The sequence below is a fragment of the Corynebacterium sp. LaCa117 genome (genome assembly GCF_046717765.1).
GTDB classification, from domain to species: Bacteria; Actinomycetota; Actinomycetes; order Mycobacteriales; family Mycobacteriaceae; genus Corynebacterium; species Corynebacterium kefirresidentii.
Map to the genome: position 1 here is coordinate 1,576,337 of NZ_CP177102.1, position 14,655 is coordinate 1,590,991.

A 14,655-nucleotide genomic window follows, 5' to 3' on the forward strand; every position below is an offset into this window, starting at 1 on the left:
CGCCGAATATAAATTCAACGGGGGTAGATAAACCTTTATGGAATCGCCAGGGACCCCACAGGAAGCCGCTTATTTATTGCGGCCGGCTTCATAGGCGGCGCCAACCTTGTACAGGCGGTCATCTTGGAAGGCTGGCGCCATGATCTGCAGACCGGTGGGCAAATTGGTATCGCTTGCCAGACCGGATGGCACAGACATGCCGCACAGGCCAGCCAGGTTCAGCGGCAGAGTGCACAGGTCAAAGTTGTACATTGCCATCGGATCCTCGGCCTTCTCCCCCAGCTTGAACGCGGTAGTCGGGGTGGTCGGGGAAACAAGTACGTCAACCTGCTCGAAGGCGCGAGCAAAGTCCTGGGCAATGAGCGTACGCACGCGCTGCGCCTGCAGATAGTAGGCATCGTAGTAGCCCACGGACAGCGCATAAGTACCCAGCATGATGCGGCGCTTGACCTCCGGGCCAAAGCCTTCTGCACGAGACTGGGACATGACCTGCTCGGCAGAGTGGGAGCCGTCATCGCCCGCGCGCAGGCCGTAGCGCATGCCGTCGAAACGCGCCAGGTTAGAGGACACCTCGCACGGCATGATCAGGTAGTACGCAGCCAGTGCGTCATCGAAGTGCGGGCAATCTACCTCGACAATCTCCGCGCCTTGCTCGCGCAACTGCTCAACGGCGGCATGGTAGTTCTCCATCACGCCTTCCTGCCAGCCATCGCGCTCAAATTGCTTAATCAGGCCAACCTTCACTCCGGAAAGGTCGCCCTTAGCGCCCTCGCGTGCAGCGGCGACAACCGGCGCTACCGGCTTATCAACGGAAGTGGCATCGAAAGCATCGTGGCCAGCGATGACCTCGTGCAGGAGCGCGGTATCGAGGACAGTGCGGCCGCACGGGCCCGCCTGGTCAAGGGACGAGGCAGCAGCGATAAGACCGTAGCGGGACACGGTGCCGTAGGTTGGCTTTACACCTACGGTATTGGTCAGCGCAGCTGGCTGGCGGATGGAACCGCCGGTATCAGTACCGATGCCAAGCGGCGCCTGACCGGACGCAAGCGCAGCAGCGGTGCCACCGCCGGAGCCACCCGGGGTGCGCTCCGTGTCATAAGGGTTATGCGCTGGGCCAAAAGCAGAGTTCTCATTGGACGAACCCATAGCAAACTCATCCAGGTTGGTCTTGCCCAGGATGGGGATTCCAGCCTCGCGCAGGCGCTTGGTCACGGTGGCGTCATAGGGAGAAACGTAGCCCTCCAACATCTTGGAAGCGGCGGTTGTCGGCGCATCGGTGGTAACCAGCAAGTCCTTCAGAGCCAGCGGCACGCCGGCCAGACCGGAAGCAGGCTCTTCGCCGGCATCGAGTGCCTTATCCACGGCGTCGGCAGCCGCGAGGGCTTCTTCCGCGCCCACGTGTAGGAAGGAGTTGAGCTCCTCGTTGGTCTCTGCAATGCGGTCTAGGAATGCCTGGGTTACCTCGCGGGAAGTAATTTCACGGGCGTGAATCTTTTCCGCCAGCTCGGCAGCAGTCAGGGAGGTCAGGCCCTCCGCGGGAACGGTCAGGTTAGACATTTATTCTCCTCCCAGAATCTGTGGCACAACGAAGCGCTCTTCTTCTACGGCCGGTGCTTGGTCCAAGGCCTGTTCTGCAGTAAGGGTGCGCACAATAACGTCCTCGCGCATCGGGGCGTCCACGGAGTGCGGGTGGCTCATCGGCTCCACGCCCTCGGTATCAACGTTTCCCACCGCGGAAACCGAATCAACAATTTCATCAATCTGCGTTGCGAACTGGGCTAGCTCTTCCTCACTCAGGGCCAGGCGGGAAAGCTTGGCGAGGTGGGCTACCTCATCACGCGAAATCTCAGACACGCGAACTCCATCCTTTTTCTGCATAATTGACACGCGGGTGAAAAATATTCACCGGCAGCATGTACTATGTGAATTGCTAACGACCCATGGTACTGCACCGACCACGACGGTTGCCGCGTCACCCCAAATTTGCGTTGCTTGAAGCCCGCATTGTGACGCACGTATCATGTCTGGGACTACAAACTACCGAAAGCGTGCAAGACCATGTCCTTTTTGATCCGCGTACTGCTCCCCGATGCTCCTGGCAGCTTGGGCCAGCTTGCCGACGCCTTTGGACTCGTCGACGGCAATATCCAATCGGTCGATATCGTAGAAAACTTTCCCGATGGAACGGTCATGGATGACATTGTCATTGAGTTGCCGCAAGGCACCATGGCCGATGTCCTCATTACCGCCGCCTCCTCTGTCGAGGGAGTGGAGGTCGACTCCATCCGCCCATTCAGCGGACGCGTAGACCGCCGCGGGCAAATCGAGCTCCTAGCACGCGTTGCCCATGCCACGAATGTCACTGCCGCTATGGAAGAGGTAGTAGCCGCGATCCCAAGGGCACTGACCTCCACATGGTGCATCGTCATTGATAACAACGAGCCCATCCACCGCGTAGCTTCTTCCAATGCCGCCCCCGAAGATGACGGCACCGTTCCTCACGATATTGAGGTGGAAAGCGCCCGTGTGCTCAGCCCTGATCGTGACGAGTGGGTGCCAGATAGCTGGTCACTGCTTGACTCCGCACTCGCCGCCGCCCCGCTCGGCGGTACCGGCCTAGTTATAGCCATGGGCCGCACCGGCGGCCCTGACTATCTAGCCTCCGAGGTGGAGCACCTAGGTCACATCGGCACCATCTTAGGCAGCTTCCTCAAGTAGCCGGACCGATTTAGGCCTCACCTGTTTCTAATAGCTGCTGGAATTCCGCTTCATTGAGAATCGGGATTTCCAGCTCACGGCCTTTATCCTCCTTCGAACCGGCGTTTTCGCCAGCCACGAGATAGGAGGTCTTCTTCGAGACCGAACCGGTAGCCTTTCCGCCGCGAGAAACAATAGCTTCTTTCGCGGAATCACGGGTGAAGTTCTCCAAGCTACCGGTCACCACGATGGTCAGCCCCTCTAGAGTCTGCTCCTTGTGGTCTTCCACCGCTACCTCCATAGCCACCCCTGCGGCAGCCCATTTGTCCACGATAGTGCGATGCCAGTCCACTTCGAACCAATCATGGAAAGATCGTGCGATGGTCATACCCACGCCATCGACTTCTGCCAGCTCCTCCGTCTTGGCGGCGCGTAGCTTTTCCATGGATCCATAGCGGGAGGCCAGTGCCCGAGCGGCAATTGGGCCTACGTGACGAATAGACAACGCGACCAAGACGCGCCAGAAGTCACGGCCTTTGCCCTCATCCAGATTCTTCAACAAGTTTTGTCCGGCCGTATTGACCTTGACATTTCCTTCTCTTTTGGAGCGCTTGTCCTTTGTATCCTTCTTCGCCGTGTAGACGTCTGAGGCCAATAGCTTTTCCTCGGTGAGCTCGAAAAGCTCTGATTCGTCGACGAGAATGCCATTTTCAATTAAGTCCATGGCCCCTTTCTCGCCCAGGGCCTCAATGTCCAGTGCCTTGCGCGAGGCCAAATACTCCAAGCGCGCGGAAAGTTGTGCTGGGCACGATTGGGTATTGGGGCACCGCCAATCGGCGTCACCATCCTTTTGCGGAGCCAACTTCGTGCCGCATGCCGGGCAATTCTCCGGGAAAGTCCACTCATACTCGCTACCATCGCGCTGCTCGCGCACTGGTCCGAGCACCTCCGGGATAATCTCGCCCGCCTTGCGAATGATGACGGTATCCCCGATAAGCACGCCCTTGCGCTTTACCTCTGACTGATTATGCAAGGTAGCCATGGACACTGTGGAACCGGAGACAAAGACCGGCTCCATGATGGCAAACGGGGTCACTCGCCCGGTACGCCCAACACCCACCTCAATGCCCTTGAGCTTTGTAGTCACCTCTTCCGGTGGATACTTATAGGCAATGGCCCAGCGCGGGGCGCGGGAAGTCGCACCCAGTGCGCGCTGCGAACCCAAATCATCTACCTTGACGACGAGTCCATCCATCTCAAAGATGGCATCGTGGCGGTGTTCTGCCCAATGTGCCACCTCGTCCTGGACCTGCTCGGCCGAGTGAACCTGCTTGGTATATGGGGAAACGGGCAGCCCCCAAGCCGCAATTGCCTTATAAGCATCATGTTGGGAGGTGGGTGAAAATCCCTCGCGCGCGCCTAGGCCGTGACACACCATTTTCAGGCGGCGCTTTTTCACCTCGGCGGGATCCTTCATGCGCAGTCCACCTGCCGCGGCATTGCGCGGATTAGCAAACTTTTCCTTGCCATCGGCCGCGCGCTCCTCATTGATCTCTTCAAAATCCTCGGGTCGCATATAGACTTCGCCGCGAATCTCGATCAGCTCTGGGACCGGGTATTCATCTGTCCCCTTGAGCTCATGCGGAATGTCTTCAATCACGCGTGCATTAGCAGTGATGTCTTCGCCCACTGTGCCATCGCCACGGGTCGCGGCGGTGGTCAGACGCCCATTGCGATAGACCAGATCGATAGACAAGCCATCGATCTTCAACTCAGTGAGATAGGTCTTCGCGGGAGTCCTGTCTAGCCAATCCTGCATCTCGCCAGCGCTAAAGACATTGTCCAGGCTCATCATGCGCTCAAGGTGCTCAATATCCTCGCCGGCGCTCGGTGCAGCACCCACCTGCTGGGTAGGCGAATCAGGTACAGCAAGCTCAGGATGTTTTTCTTCGAGCGCAAGAAGGCGTTGGAAGAGGGCGTCAAAGTCGGCGTCGGGAATAGCCGGCTCACCGTTGTAGTACAGGTTGCGGTGCCGGCGCACTTCCTGCGCAAGGTCATTCCATTCACGGTGCAGATCAACTGGATTAGTCACGCTGCCCAAGTGTAGCTATCCCTCGTGTCGGGGCTAGCTACTAAGGTATGGATCATGACTTTCGACGCCTCCCGCATGCTCGCCTTCGACCTTGAGACCACCTCGGCCAATCCCAAAGAAGCCCGCATCGTCACCTCTGCCTTAGTCCGCATTGATGGCCGCGATGTACAAAAGGTGGAGCACCTCGCCGATCCCGGAATCGAGATCCCGGAGGAAGCGACCAACGTGCATGGCATCACTACCGAAAAAGCCCGCGCCGAGGGCCGACCGCACGAAGAGGTCCTGAAAGATACGGTCGAGGCCATCAAGGCCGCCTGGGAGGATGGTCTAACGCTCATTGTCTACAACGCTGCTTTTGATCTCACTGTGCTGCGAAGCCTCACCGGCGATTTCACGGTCACCGGCCCAGTCTATGACCCCTATGTAATCGACCGCGTCAGCGATAAATGGCGCAAGGGCAAGCGCACCCTTGGCGCCGTGTGCGAGCACTACGGCGTCGAGTTGGGCAACGCCCACGAAGCTACTGCCGACGCCCTGGCGGCCGCCCGTGTGGCATGGAAACAGGTACGCCAGCACTACCCCAACCTGGCACAAATGGATGAAAACGAGCTCATGGAGTTCCAGGCGGTCAAGTGGTACGAGGATCGGACAGCATTCAAGAAGTACTTAGAGGGCAAGGGTCGCGATGCCTCGGATGTCTCCACTGCATGGCCGCTCATAGGATAAAGTCTCCCAATTCTCCTAAATCTCCAAGTACGACTAAAAGTCTCCCAAATCTCCGATAACAAGGGTTACACTAACCATATGGAAAATCCGTTCCGCCCTACATTCGGCGCTCCTCCCCTGTTCTGGGTCGGGCGCGGTATCGTGCTCGATAGCTTCCGCACTGCGCTCGATGGCTCGGCAGGCAATGCTTCCCGCTCCATGGTGCTCAGCGGTGCAAGGGGCATCGGCAAGACTGTTCTCATCAACGAGTTGGAGGACATCGCCGAGGCCCGAGGGTGGGTAACGCTACGCGCCTCAGGGCGCTCCACCATGGTCGAGGAACTGGTCAATACCACCATCCCCAGGCTGCTTGAACAACTCTCGCCGAGCGACAAGAAGAAGGTCAGCCGCATCGGCATCGGCGGCGTGGGATCAATCGGCTTCGACCATCAAAAGGAAGATCGCTTCACCCCCACGCTGAATACTCGCCTGCGTGAGCTTTCCGCAGAGCTAAAAGGCACCGGAATCCTGCTTACCATCGACGAGGTGCAAGACGCCGATGTCGAAGAGCTCACCACCATCGCCGTGGCCTACCAAGACCTGGTGCGCGATGAAATTGATATCGCTTTGGTAGCCGCCGGCCTACCCCAAGGGGTCAACCACCTATTGGATTTGCCCGGGGTGACGTTTCTGCGCCGGGCCCAGAAGTTCGTCTTAGGACCGCTTTCTCCGGCCAATTCGCAGCAGGCTCTAGAGCACACAGCGTCTGGCTCGGGGTTAGAGTTTAGCCCCGAGGCGATTAGGGACGCCGCAGCGCTTACCCGCGGCTACCCGTACCTCGTACAATTGGTTGGCTCGCTGGCATGGGAGCGCAGTCGCCAGAATCAAGAAAGTGGCATTTCTCAGGAGACGATTGCTTCGATAGCTCCAGATGCGATTTCAATTATGGGCGCGCAGGTGCACCAGCCTGCGACGTTGCCCTTGCCGCCGGCGCAGCGGGAGTTCCTGGAAGCGATGGCCGCAGTCGAAGTCGATGGCATCGCTACTATCGCAGACATCGCGGGCCACATGGACCGCACGGTGCGCTCACTGTCGGCCACCCGCCAGCGGCTTATCGACGCCGACCTCATCGAACCCACCGCACATGGCAAGCTGCGCTACGTCATCCCTTATATGGGCGAATACTTCACCGCCACGGATAGCCGCGGGCGTGTCGATTAAAGATCGCCGGCGTCGCGGATGAGGATGCCCGCCACCTCAGCGGCAAAGGAGTAGCTGGGCGCGGCCTTTTCCACCGGCCACGGGAAGATATCAACCTGCTCTGGAATTCGCTCCCACGACAGTCCCATGCGGTCAAAGTGCTGTGCAATAGCAATAGCTTCCGTGCGAGCATCTTGCCCTGCCACGCCCAATCCGACGCGAGCGCCGCCATCAATCCACTGCCCCAAGCCATCGAGATGCTCGGGCGAGGCTAGACCAGCAAAATCGAGCAGCACCGTCTTCGCCGCCACTTCCCATATGGGTTTGCGAAGCCGTAGGTAGTCCGCGCCAAACTCCGCCAGTGTCGCATTGACCTGGTCTGCGGAAACAGCCCTAATCGTATCGAAGTCGGTGGTCCCTGGAAGGGTGCCCGAAAGGACGTCGGCAAGCAGGGGCTCGTCCAGCTGCAAAAGCACCTCTGCCCCGAAGCGCTGTGCCACCTGCGCCTTGTGTTCCTGAATTCCGGCCACCAGCGCTCCACACAAATCCCGGAACGCACCCGAATCAGTAATGGCGCGGTGCCCATTTCCCAGTTCTACTGCGGCCGCCAAGCTCCACGGGCCTACCGCTTGGACCTTGACGCGCGGGACTGCCTCGCCCCACACGTCCTGAACATCATCCAGGTCCCGGCTCATCTGGTCGACAATCCGGTGCGAGATGAGCTGCGGCCGATCGCTGAGCACCCATGAGCGCGGTCCGCGGTCAATGGAGACTGCTTCCAACAAACCCGCTGTGCGTCCAATGGCCCCAGCATAAATCCCGCGGTCCGGCAACTGCGGAAGGTGCGGGAGACCACCGGTCTCACCCATCACGATGTCTGCCGCCTCACTCATGGAGTATCCCGGCATAGGGCCTAAGCCAAAAGCATCCATATTCACCTCGGCGCTAGTATTATTTCTCAGAATTATCTATCCGATACGCGACGTATCACTTCGAAAGGAACCTTACTATGGGCGTGGAAAAATACTCCGGCTGGACCTTCTACAACGAATGCGAAATTCCCCAGGACATTTCCACCGTCTTGGCCGAACAGGAATATCCAGTGTGCGCTTTTAAGACAGTCCGCGATGCCGCCGTATTTACCAATAGACGCCTCATCATCCGCGACGCTCAAGGCCTTACAGGCAAAAAGGTAGAGATGTACTCCCTGCCCTATTCCTCTATCAACATGTGGTCCACGGAAAACGCAGGAAAGCTCCTTGACTTCAACGCGGAGCTGCAGCTGTGGACTAGGGCTGGCGAATTCAAAATCAACATTGGCCCAAATATCGATGTCCGTGCCCTAGACCGCCTCATTGCCAACTGCGTGCTTAATTAGTTCCGCAGATCGTGCCGGATCCGATAACGATATCGCCAAGCTCGTCTGGCGAAGGCAAATACAGCACCGCTGCCTGGCCACGGGCCACGCCGGAAAGCGGTTCCTTAAGCTCAAGGCGCATCTCATCCGCATCGCGGTCGACGTGCGCGACACAAGGCACCACGGAACCATGCGCACGCACCTGAACCTCGCACTCGAAGTCCCCATCCATGGCTGGGTGAAGGTACTTCAGGCGATCAGCTTGAATCGAGGTCACGGCCAAGTCCTCGCGGGCACCGACGGTTACCGTGCCCGTAGAAGCATCGATGTCGGTGACGTAGCGGGGACGGCCGTCGGCAGCCGGCGCCTTGATGTCCAGGCCTTTGCGCTGGCCGATGGTGTAGTTCCACGCGCCATCGTGCTCCTTGAGCTCCGTACCCTCTTGATCCACGATCATGCCGGGACGCAATCCAATGCGGGCGCCCAAAAACGCCTGCGTATTGCCGTCTGGAATAAAGCAGATATCATAAGAATCCGGCTTCTTCGCGGTGGAAAAGCCATGCGCCGCGGCCTCTTCACGGATCTGCGGCTTCGGGGTATCTCCAATCGGGAAAAAGCAGTGCTCCAGCTCTTCGGCCGAGATGACGCCCAGGACATAAGACTGGTCCTTATTCTCATCCAAAGAACGGCGCATGTAGCCGTTTTCGTCAATGGTGGCATAGTGACCCGTCGCCACAGCATCGAAGCCAAGCGCCATGCCCTTTTGTAGCAGTGCTCGGAACTTAATCTTCTCGTTACAGCGCAAGCAAGGATTAGGTGTCTCGCCGCGAGCATAAGAATCCACGAAGTCCGTGATGACTTCTTCTTTGAATTCTTCCGAAAAATCCCACACATAGAAGGGGATGCCCAACTTATCGCAGATGCGGCGAGCATCGGCTGAATCCTCCAGCGAGCAGCAACCGCGCGCTTTCTCTCTGGTTTGCTGCGCGTCCTTGTGCAGGGCGAGGTGAACGCCAATCACCTCATGGCCAGCTTCTACCGCCCGGGCGGCGGCAACAGATGAGTCCACGCCGCCGGACATGGCAACCAATACTCGCATCTCGCTCCCCAATTCACCTTGACTACAGGCCCGAAAGTCTACTCCCTAGCCCCAACGCGGTTTAAATCGAATCCATTCCCTAAGCTTGTGTCACATGGGAAGAAAGCGAGCCTCCACCGAACAAGGAATCACCGGCACCTTCGAAATCTCGACCGGAACAGCCGAGGTTGTGGCGGATGAGTTCCGCGATGGAGCCTATATCCTCAACGTTAACGGCGTGCCGAGTAGCCACATCGTGCTGGGCGAGCCAGAAGAATTGGAGTTCGAATACATGCGCTGGATTGCAGCGGCCGTCGAACACCTCAATACTCGGCCAGCGAATAAGCTGCGTGTCACCCACCTAGGTGGCGCAGGCTGCTCCCTTCCACGCTATTTTGCCAGCAAGCTCCCGGGTAGCCGCCACACGGTGGTCGAACTCGACGCCAAACTGGGGGAATTGGTGCGTACGCTTTTCGACGTCCCCCGTTCCCCTACCGTGAAGATCCGCGCCGGCGAAGCACGCAAAGAAACCGAGGGCTTCCTGCCCGCCAGCCGCGACATCATCATCCGGGATGTATTTGCTGGCGATAAGACTCCGGCTAGCCTCACCACCGTGGAGTTCTTCCAGGCTGCAAAGCAGGCACTAGAGCCTGGCGGACTCTATATTGCCAATTGCGGAGACCATTCTGATCTCCAGCTAGCAAAGAGCGAACTGGTCGGACTAAGCAAGGTTTTTGACCACCTCGCGGTCATCGCGGACCCACCAATGCTTAAGGGCCGGCGCTACGGAAACATCATCCTTGTGGCATCAGATACGGAAATGCCAGCCGAGGGCTCCATTGAAGCCGCTCAGCTGGCTAAGGCACTCCTTGGCGGGGCGGTGCCCGCCCACTACAAGGACGAGGCGTGGACCCGCGCGTTTTTCGCTGGTGCTACTGCAGCACGCGATTAAGTAGCGTGGCTACTTGGCCCGCATCGAAATCGGGAACATCAGCGCCAGCCTTCTTGGCCGCGTTCTTAGCCTCCGAAACTTCGGACTCGGAGACATTGCCAGACTTAACGTTGTTCACGTGACCGGCATTGTCCAGCAGGATTGCTAGGTCACCGACAGAGAAGTTGCCCTTCGCCATATCACCCAGATCTTCTACTGGGAGGGCATCCTTGTCCTGCAAGGTCTTCACGAAGCCTGCTAGGCCTTGCGCTGCTTGGGGGTCAAGGCCGGACTTTTCGGCGGCGTCGGCAAGCTGGGGAATAGCAATCAGGCCTGCTGCGAGGGCCAGGATAGCGCCAATAAGCGGCGTGCTGTCCGAGCTTAGGTCAACGCCATCGCCCACCACGAGCTGTTCGAGCGCGCCGCCGACATCCACATAATTTCCATCGCTAAAGGACTGCAGCTGCTGCTTGGAACCATTAAAAAGGTTCATATCAACGTCGGTAGGAATTCCTGCCACCTTGCCGGAGCCAGAACGCTGCCAGAAGGATAGCTTCTTCCAGCCACCCACGGCCTCGGGCGCCTGATCCTGATAGGCCGCAAGCCACAACGGCATATCCGAGAACTTCTGAGAGTTATTCATCTGCCCCATCCAGAAGTACTTGTAGGTGTAGATCATGGGAGTGCGGCCGGTAAGGCGCTTGAGCTCGCTGGTAAATTCTTCGATCCACTGCTCCAACTGGGCCGCGGATTTACCTTCATCCACCTCGATATCGAGTGCGGGGGGCAATGTCTGATCTGGCGCCAGCGCAATCTGCGCGGCAAAGTTCGCCGCTTGCGTTTTGGCGTCAGTCGATGGACGAGCGTAGTGATATGCGCCTGTCTTAAGGCCGGCAGCGTGGGCGGCCTGAACATCTTCGACGTAGTGCGGATTTACCCAATCCCCACCCTCAGTTGCTTTTACAAATGCAAAAGACTGACCGTCAGTACGTACCTTAGACCAATCGATGGGCGTGCCGCCCGGGTGCTGGTGTGCCGCAACGTCCACGCCCTTAGGGGCGCCAAAGCTCACCGCCTGGGCAACAGCGGTACCACTAATAGCTAGTGCAGCCACGGTAACTACCGCAGTAATACTCTTTCGGAGTGCCTTCTTTGAAGTCATGCGCGTGAGTCTAACAATGGTTTCACTCTATCAACATCTTTAACACGCGCCACTTGAGATAATTTTCTTTTCTTCTATTTCTGTCACCGTAGGCAATTTCACCATTTAGAACACATTTTTGCCCCCCTCTTGTGGCGGGCGCACCCACAGCGTAAGATAGACACTGTGAAGATTAGTTCAGCAGTTCTAATATTCGGGGGAAATAATTTTGGAATCCTATTACATAGTCAATGATCCTAAAGATCCATTAGCAGTTAAAGCGACCGAGATCAGAAAGCAAGATTACCTTTTCTGGAAAGATGCCAAACCAGACTTAGAAGACGATTTCGACATTTCTTGCCATACCCTTGCCACCCGTACGGGATTGAGTGAGCGGCGCACGCGCGATATAACCATGGCGCTCTACCGGCTGGCTGAGTTACCTCTAACAATGGCCCTGCAGGAAACCTACTACTTCCTGGATTTCTCTCGCCTCGTTACTATCGACGCCGTACTTAGCAAGCTCGGTGATGTCCCTGCGGAAACCCTCGAGAGGATAGACCAAGAACTATCTCGTTATTTGACCCCCTCGAACCCGAGACAGGTACTGCCCTCCAACACGAATTTACGGCGAAAACTCAATGGCCTCATTGCTATTGAAAACCCTTCCACCGAAGAAAACAAAGAGGCTCCCACGAAGAATAACTCCTATTTCACCTACTCCAGCTTCGGTGGCAAAGCCGGGCTAGCAGTTGAATTTGACGAAGCTACCCTTATAGCTATCGACGAACACATCAGCAAAGCCGCCGCGGAACATGGCCTTTCCAAGGCAGAAGCACTGGCCAAATTGATTCTGGGTGAAATTGAGTCTCGGACTAAGGTAGTTCTGCACATGTATCGCGCCCATGATCAGGAGTCTGCACCCGCGTTTATCCGGGGATTCGGATGGGTAAGCCCAGAGACCGCGGATAACCTGCGCCCCGCTCAGACGCGAGACATGGACTTAGCCAAAGAAATGGAAAGCGAAAGCTACGTTACTCCCCCGCTCATAGGCGCCTATGTGGAAGGCCGCGATGGGGTGTGCCGCTGGCCGGGGTGCTACCGCCCTGCGGAAAGCTGCCAGAAAGACCACCGCATTGACCATGCTCGGGGAGGGAAAACTGCAGGGAGCAATTTGGTTTCACTATGCCAGCACCACCATAACGTCAAGACTGACGGCGGTGCTTTTTATATCATGGATCCGCACACTGGGGACATTGTGTGGCTGTTTGATGATGGGCGCTGGGAATATGACGAGCCCCAAGGACCGTTAGCGCCCAAGAACAAGAACTGGGCGCTAACGGTGGGCCAAGCTATCGCCGCCCGACGGGCAGCGGCGAAGGAAAGGAATGAAAGCTAGACGGATCGGGCTCGGGAGATTACCTCGGGAAGATGAGCCAACACGTAATCGACATCTTCTTCCGAAGTAAGCCGGCCTAGCGTAAAGCGCAAGGAGCCGATTCCTTCAGCCTCGCTTACTCCCATCGCTTCCAAAACGTGAGACATGCGGTTTACACCTGCGCTACAGGCGCTGCCGGTTGAGGCCTCAATCTGCAGGGAATCTAGCAGCATGATGAGGCTATCGCCATCTGCGCCGGGGAAAGAGACGTGCAAGTGAGAAGGCAAACACGGTTCAGCGGAATTGATGACTGTATTGTCAATGGTGGCGAGAATTCCATCGCGGAGCTTATTGCGAAGCGCGGAAATCCGCTCACCTTGAGTAGAAATTTCCGCGACGGATTCCTCCAAAGCCGCAGCTAGACCGGAAGCACCAGCGACGTCGACAGTTCCAGGACGAATTCCGCGTTCCTGCCCACCGCCATAGGCAATGGGTTGGGGTGCGGGACTCCGCTTGGCTAGAAGTAGGCCAATGCCGCGGGGACCGCCGAACTTGTGGGCGCTAGCTGCAAGGCTGGTGATCCCTAGGTGGGAAAAGTCGATGGGAACTTTTCCTACCGCTTGCACGGCATCAACGTGTACCGGTGTACCCACCGCGCTGGCTCGGGCGGCAATATCTTCGACCGGCTGAATGGCGCCAGTTTCGTTATTGGCCCACATGCAGGTAGCGACGTCGGCAAGCGTGTCTAGAGCCGACAGGTCTGCTATGTGTCCGGAGCGATCGACAGGAAGAATCTCGACGGCAGCACCCGAATTGTTCAGCTTAGCCACGGTATCGCGCACGGCGGGATGCTCAATATCGGTGGAAACTATGCGGTTGGTTTTACCGGCCGCATAAAGTCCCTGAATGGCGATATTGTCTGCCTCTGTGCCAGAAGAAGTGAAAATCACCTCGATTGGCTCGCAGCCGAGGAGCGAAGCAACCTTCTCGCGGGCATCATCGAGCACAGACCGAGCCTTGCGGCCGGAACCATACTGCGCGCCGGAGTTCAGGGAGCCAGCCGCAGCTACCCACGCGTCAATCGCGCTCTGGCGCATCGGCTGGGTAGCAGCGTAGTCAAAATAATGCGGCATTACTGACGTGCCTTCAGTTCCTCGGTCAAGGCTGGGGCGATTTCATGGAGGTCGCCCACAACGCCAAGGTCAGCGATCTGGAAGAACGGCTCATCCTGGTCCTGGTTGACCACCACAATAGTGCCAGAGGTCTGCATACCAGAGGTATGCTGAATGGCACCCGAAATACCCAAGCCAATGTAGAGCTCAGGCGAAACGGTAACGCCAGTCTGGCCGATCTGATAGGCAGCGTCATAGAAGCCTTCATCTACCGCATCGCGGGTAGCGCCGACTGCGGCGCCGAGGGCGTCGGCAAGCGGCTCGACAACATCACCGAATTCATCACCTACGCCACGGCCGCCAGCGACGACCACCTTGGCTTCGGTAATTTCCGGACGTGCAGATTTCTGGGCAGGGGTAAAGGAAGTTACCTTGACATCTTTGCCAGTAGCGGCCGGCAACGGCATTGGGGCTGGTTGCGCTTCAACCTGCTGTGGTGCGGCCTCAACCGCGCCTGGGCGCAGCGTATAGATCGGGCACTGGCCGGTAGCGGTAGAGGTGGTCTCATAGGAGCCACCAAAAATGGTCATCTGGGCGGAACCATCAGCGGCGATGCCGCTGACATTGACCAGTGCGCCGGAAGCGAGGCGGGCAGCTAGGCGGCCGGCAATCTCGTTATTGGCGGGAGTTGCGGCCAGCACGATAGGTGCGGGGTTCGCGGCGCCGAGAGCATGCAAGGCATCGACTTCTGGAATCAGGAGGCGCTGGTCATAGTCTTCGGCCGTTGCTTGGACCACCTGCGCGGCGCCAAGGGCGGCAAGGTCAGCATCGAACTTATCTGCCTGCTTGCCGACGACCACTGCAGACACCGTACCCAATTCGCGCGCGGCCGTAATCAGTTCTCCGGTAACGGGTAGGACTTTTTCCGCATCGTGCTCAACTAATACGTAAACGTGAGACATAT

14 protein-coding genes are annotated in these 14,655 nt (G+C 57.8%); 6 read left to right on the forward strand and 8 right to left on the reverse strand.

What is annotated here, in order from left to right; all coding sequences use genetic code 11:
- Positions 1-69: 69 nt before the first annotated feature.
- Both gatA and gatC read right to left on the reverse strand, forming a co-directional pair.
- A complete protein-coding gene (gene gatA / locus ACLI1L_RS07735) occupies positions 70-1,557 on the reverse strand; it encodes an Asp-tRNA(Asn)/Glu-tRNA(Gln) amidotransferase subunit GatA (RefSeq protein ID WP_086588767.1) in 1,488 nt (495 codons plus the stop codon).
- Positions 1,558-1,854 (reverse strand): Asp-tRNA(Asn)/Glu-tRNA(Gln) amidotransferase subunit GatC, encoded by a 297-nt coding sequence (gene gatC, locus ACLI1L_RS07740; protein WP_034656449.1) that lies wholly within the window; start codon positions 1,852-1,854, stop codon positions 1,558-1,560.
- A gap of 204 nt (positions 1,855-2,058) precedes the next feature.
- Between gatC and ACLI1L_RS07745 the strand changes: the two genes are divergently transcribed.
- Entirely contained in the window at positions 2,059-2,718 is a 660-nt protein-coding gene (locus tag ACLI1L_RS07745; RefSeq protein WP_411707278.1) for an amino acid-binding ACT domain protein, read from the forward strand.
- 10 nt (positions 2,719-2,728) lie between these two features.
- Here ACLI1L_RS07745 and ligA read toward each other — a convergent pair whose 3' ends face one another.
- Entirely contained in the window at positions 2,729-4,798 is a 2,070-nt protein-coding gene (gene ligA / locus ACLI1L_RS07750) for an NAD-dependent DNA ligase LigA (RefSeq protein ID WP_411707279.1), read from the reverse strand.
- Between the two features lie 45 nt (positions 4,799-4,843).
- Here ligA and ACLI1L_RS07755 point away from each other — a divergent pair, with 45 nt between their 5' ends.
- Together ACLI1L_RS07755 and ACLI1L_RS07760 are read left to right on the forward strand one after the other, a co-directional pair.
- Positions 4,844-5,515: a 3'-5' exonuclease gene (locus ACLI1L_RS07755; RefSeq protein ID WP_301732585.1), complete on the forward strand. Its 672-nt coding sequence runs from the start codon at positions 4,844-4,846 to the stop codon at positions 5,513-5,515.
- Between the two features lie 78 nt (positions 5,516-5,593).
- Positions 5,594-6,715 carry an ATP-binding protein gene (locus ACLI1L_RS07760; RefSeq protein WP_086588763.1) on the forward strand — a complete coding sequence of 374 codons (1,122 nt, stop codon included), beginning with the start codon at positions 5,594-5,596 and terminating at the stop codon, positions 6,713-6,715.
- On the opposite strand, the gene ACLI1L_RS07765 is transcribed toward ACLI1L_RS07760, so the two are convergent.
- The gene (locus ACLI1L_RS07765; RefSeq protein WP_411707280.1) at positions 6,712-7,626 is read right to left on the reverse strand and encodes a methionine synthase; all 915 of its coding nucleotides are present in this window, start codon (positions 7,624-7,626) and stop codon (positions 6,712-6,714) included. The two genes, ACLI1L_RS07760 and ACLI1L_RS07765, sit on opposite strands and share 4 nt — an antisense overlap.
- 77 nt (positions 7,627-7,703) lie before the next feature.
- On the opposite strand from ACLI1L_RS07765, the gene ACLI1L_RS07770 reads away from it, so the two are divergent.
- Complete coding sequence (locus tag ACLI1L_RS07770; RefSeq protein ID WP_086588761.1) at positions 7,704-8,072, forward strand: PH domain-containing protein; 369 nt, start codon at positions 7,704-7,706, stop codon at positions 8,070-8,072.
- On the opposite strand, the gene mnmA is transcribed toward ACLI1L_RS07770, so the two are convergent.
- Positions 8,065-9,150: a tRNA 2-thiouridine(34) synthase MnmA gene (gene mnmA, locus ACLI1L_RS07775; protein WP_411707281.1), complete on the reverse strand. Its 1,086-nt coding sequence runs from the start codon at positions 9,148-9,150 to the stop codon at positions 8,065-8,067. The two genes, ACLI1L_RS07770 and mnmA, sit on opposite strands and share 8 nt — an antisense overlap.
- Positions 9,151-9,244: 94 nt before the next feature.
- Here mnmA and ACLI1L_RS07780 point away from each other — a divergent pair, with 94 nt between their 5' ends.
- Positions 9,245-10,081 (forward strand): spermidine synthase, encoded by an 837-nt coding sequence (locus tag ACLI1L_RS07780; RefSeq protein WP_086588759.1) that lies wholly within the window; start codon positions 9,245-9,247, stop codon positions 10,079-10,081.
- On the opposite strand, the gene ACLI1L_RS07785 is transcribed toward ACLI1L_RS07780, so the two are convergent.
- Positions 10,062-11,222 (reverse strand): glycoside hydrolase family 25 protein, encoded by a 1,161-nt coding sequence (locus tag ACLI1L_RS07785; RefSeq protein WP_086588758.1) that lies wholly within the window; start codon positions 11,220-11,222, stop codon positions 10,062-10,064. The two genes, ACLI1L_RS07780 and ACLI1L_RS07785, sit on opposite strands and share 20 nt — an antisense overlap.
- 208 nt (positions 11,223-11,430) lie before the next feature.
- Here ACLI1L_RS07785 and ACLI1L_RS07790 point away from each other — a divergent pair, with 208 nt between their 5' ends.
- Entirely contained in the window at positions 11,431-12,600 is a 1,170-nt protein-coding gene (locus tag ACLI1L_RS07790) for an HNH endonuclease signature motif containing protein (protein WP_143339246.1), read from the forward strand.
- Here ACLI1L_RS07790 and ACLI1L_RS07795 read toward each other — a convergent pair.
- Together ACLI1L_RS07795 and ACLI1L_RS07800 are read right to left on the reverse strand one after the other, a co-directional pair.
- Positions 12,597-13,712, reverse strand: a complete 1,116-nt coding sequence (locus tag ACLI1L_RS07795; protein WP_086588756.1) for a cysteine desulfurase family protein — start codon at positions 13,710-13,712, stop codon at positions 12,597-12,599. The two genes, ACLI1L_RS07790 and ACLI1L_RS07795, sit on opposite strands and share 4 nt — an antisense overlap.
- Positions 13,712-14,653, reverse strand: coding sequence for an electron transfer flavoprotein subunit alpha/FixB family protein (locus ACLI1L_RS07800; RefSeq protein WP_086588755.1), 942 nt, complete (start codon positions 14,651-14,653; stop codon positions 13,712-13,714). The genes ACLI1L_RS07795 and ACLI1L_RS07800 overlap by 1 nt, the downstream gene beginning before the upstream one ends.
- Positions 14,654-14,655 lie beyond the last annotated feature (2 nt).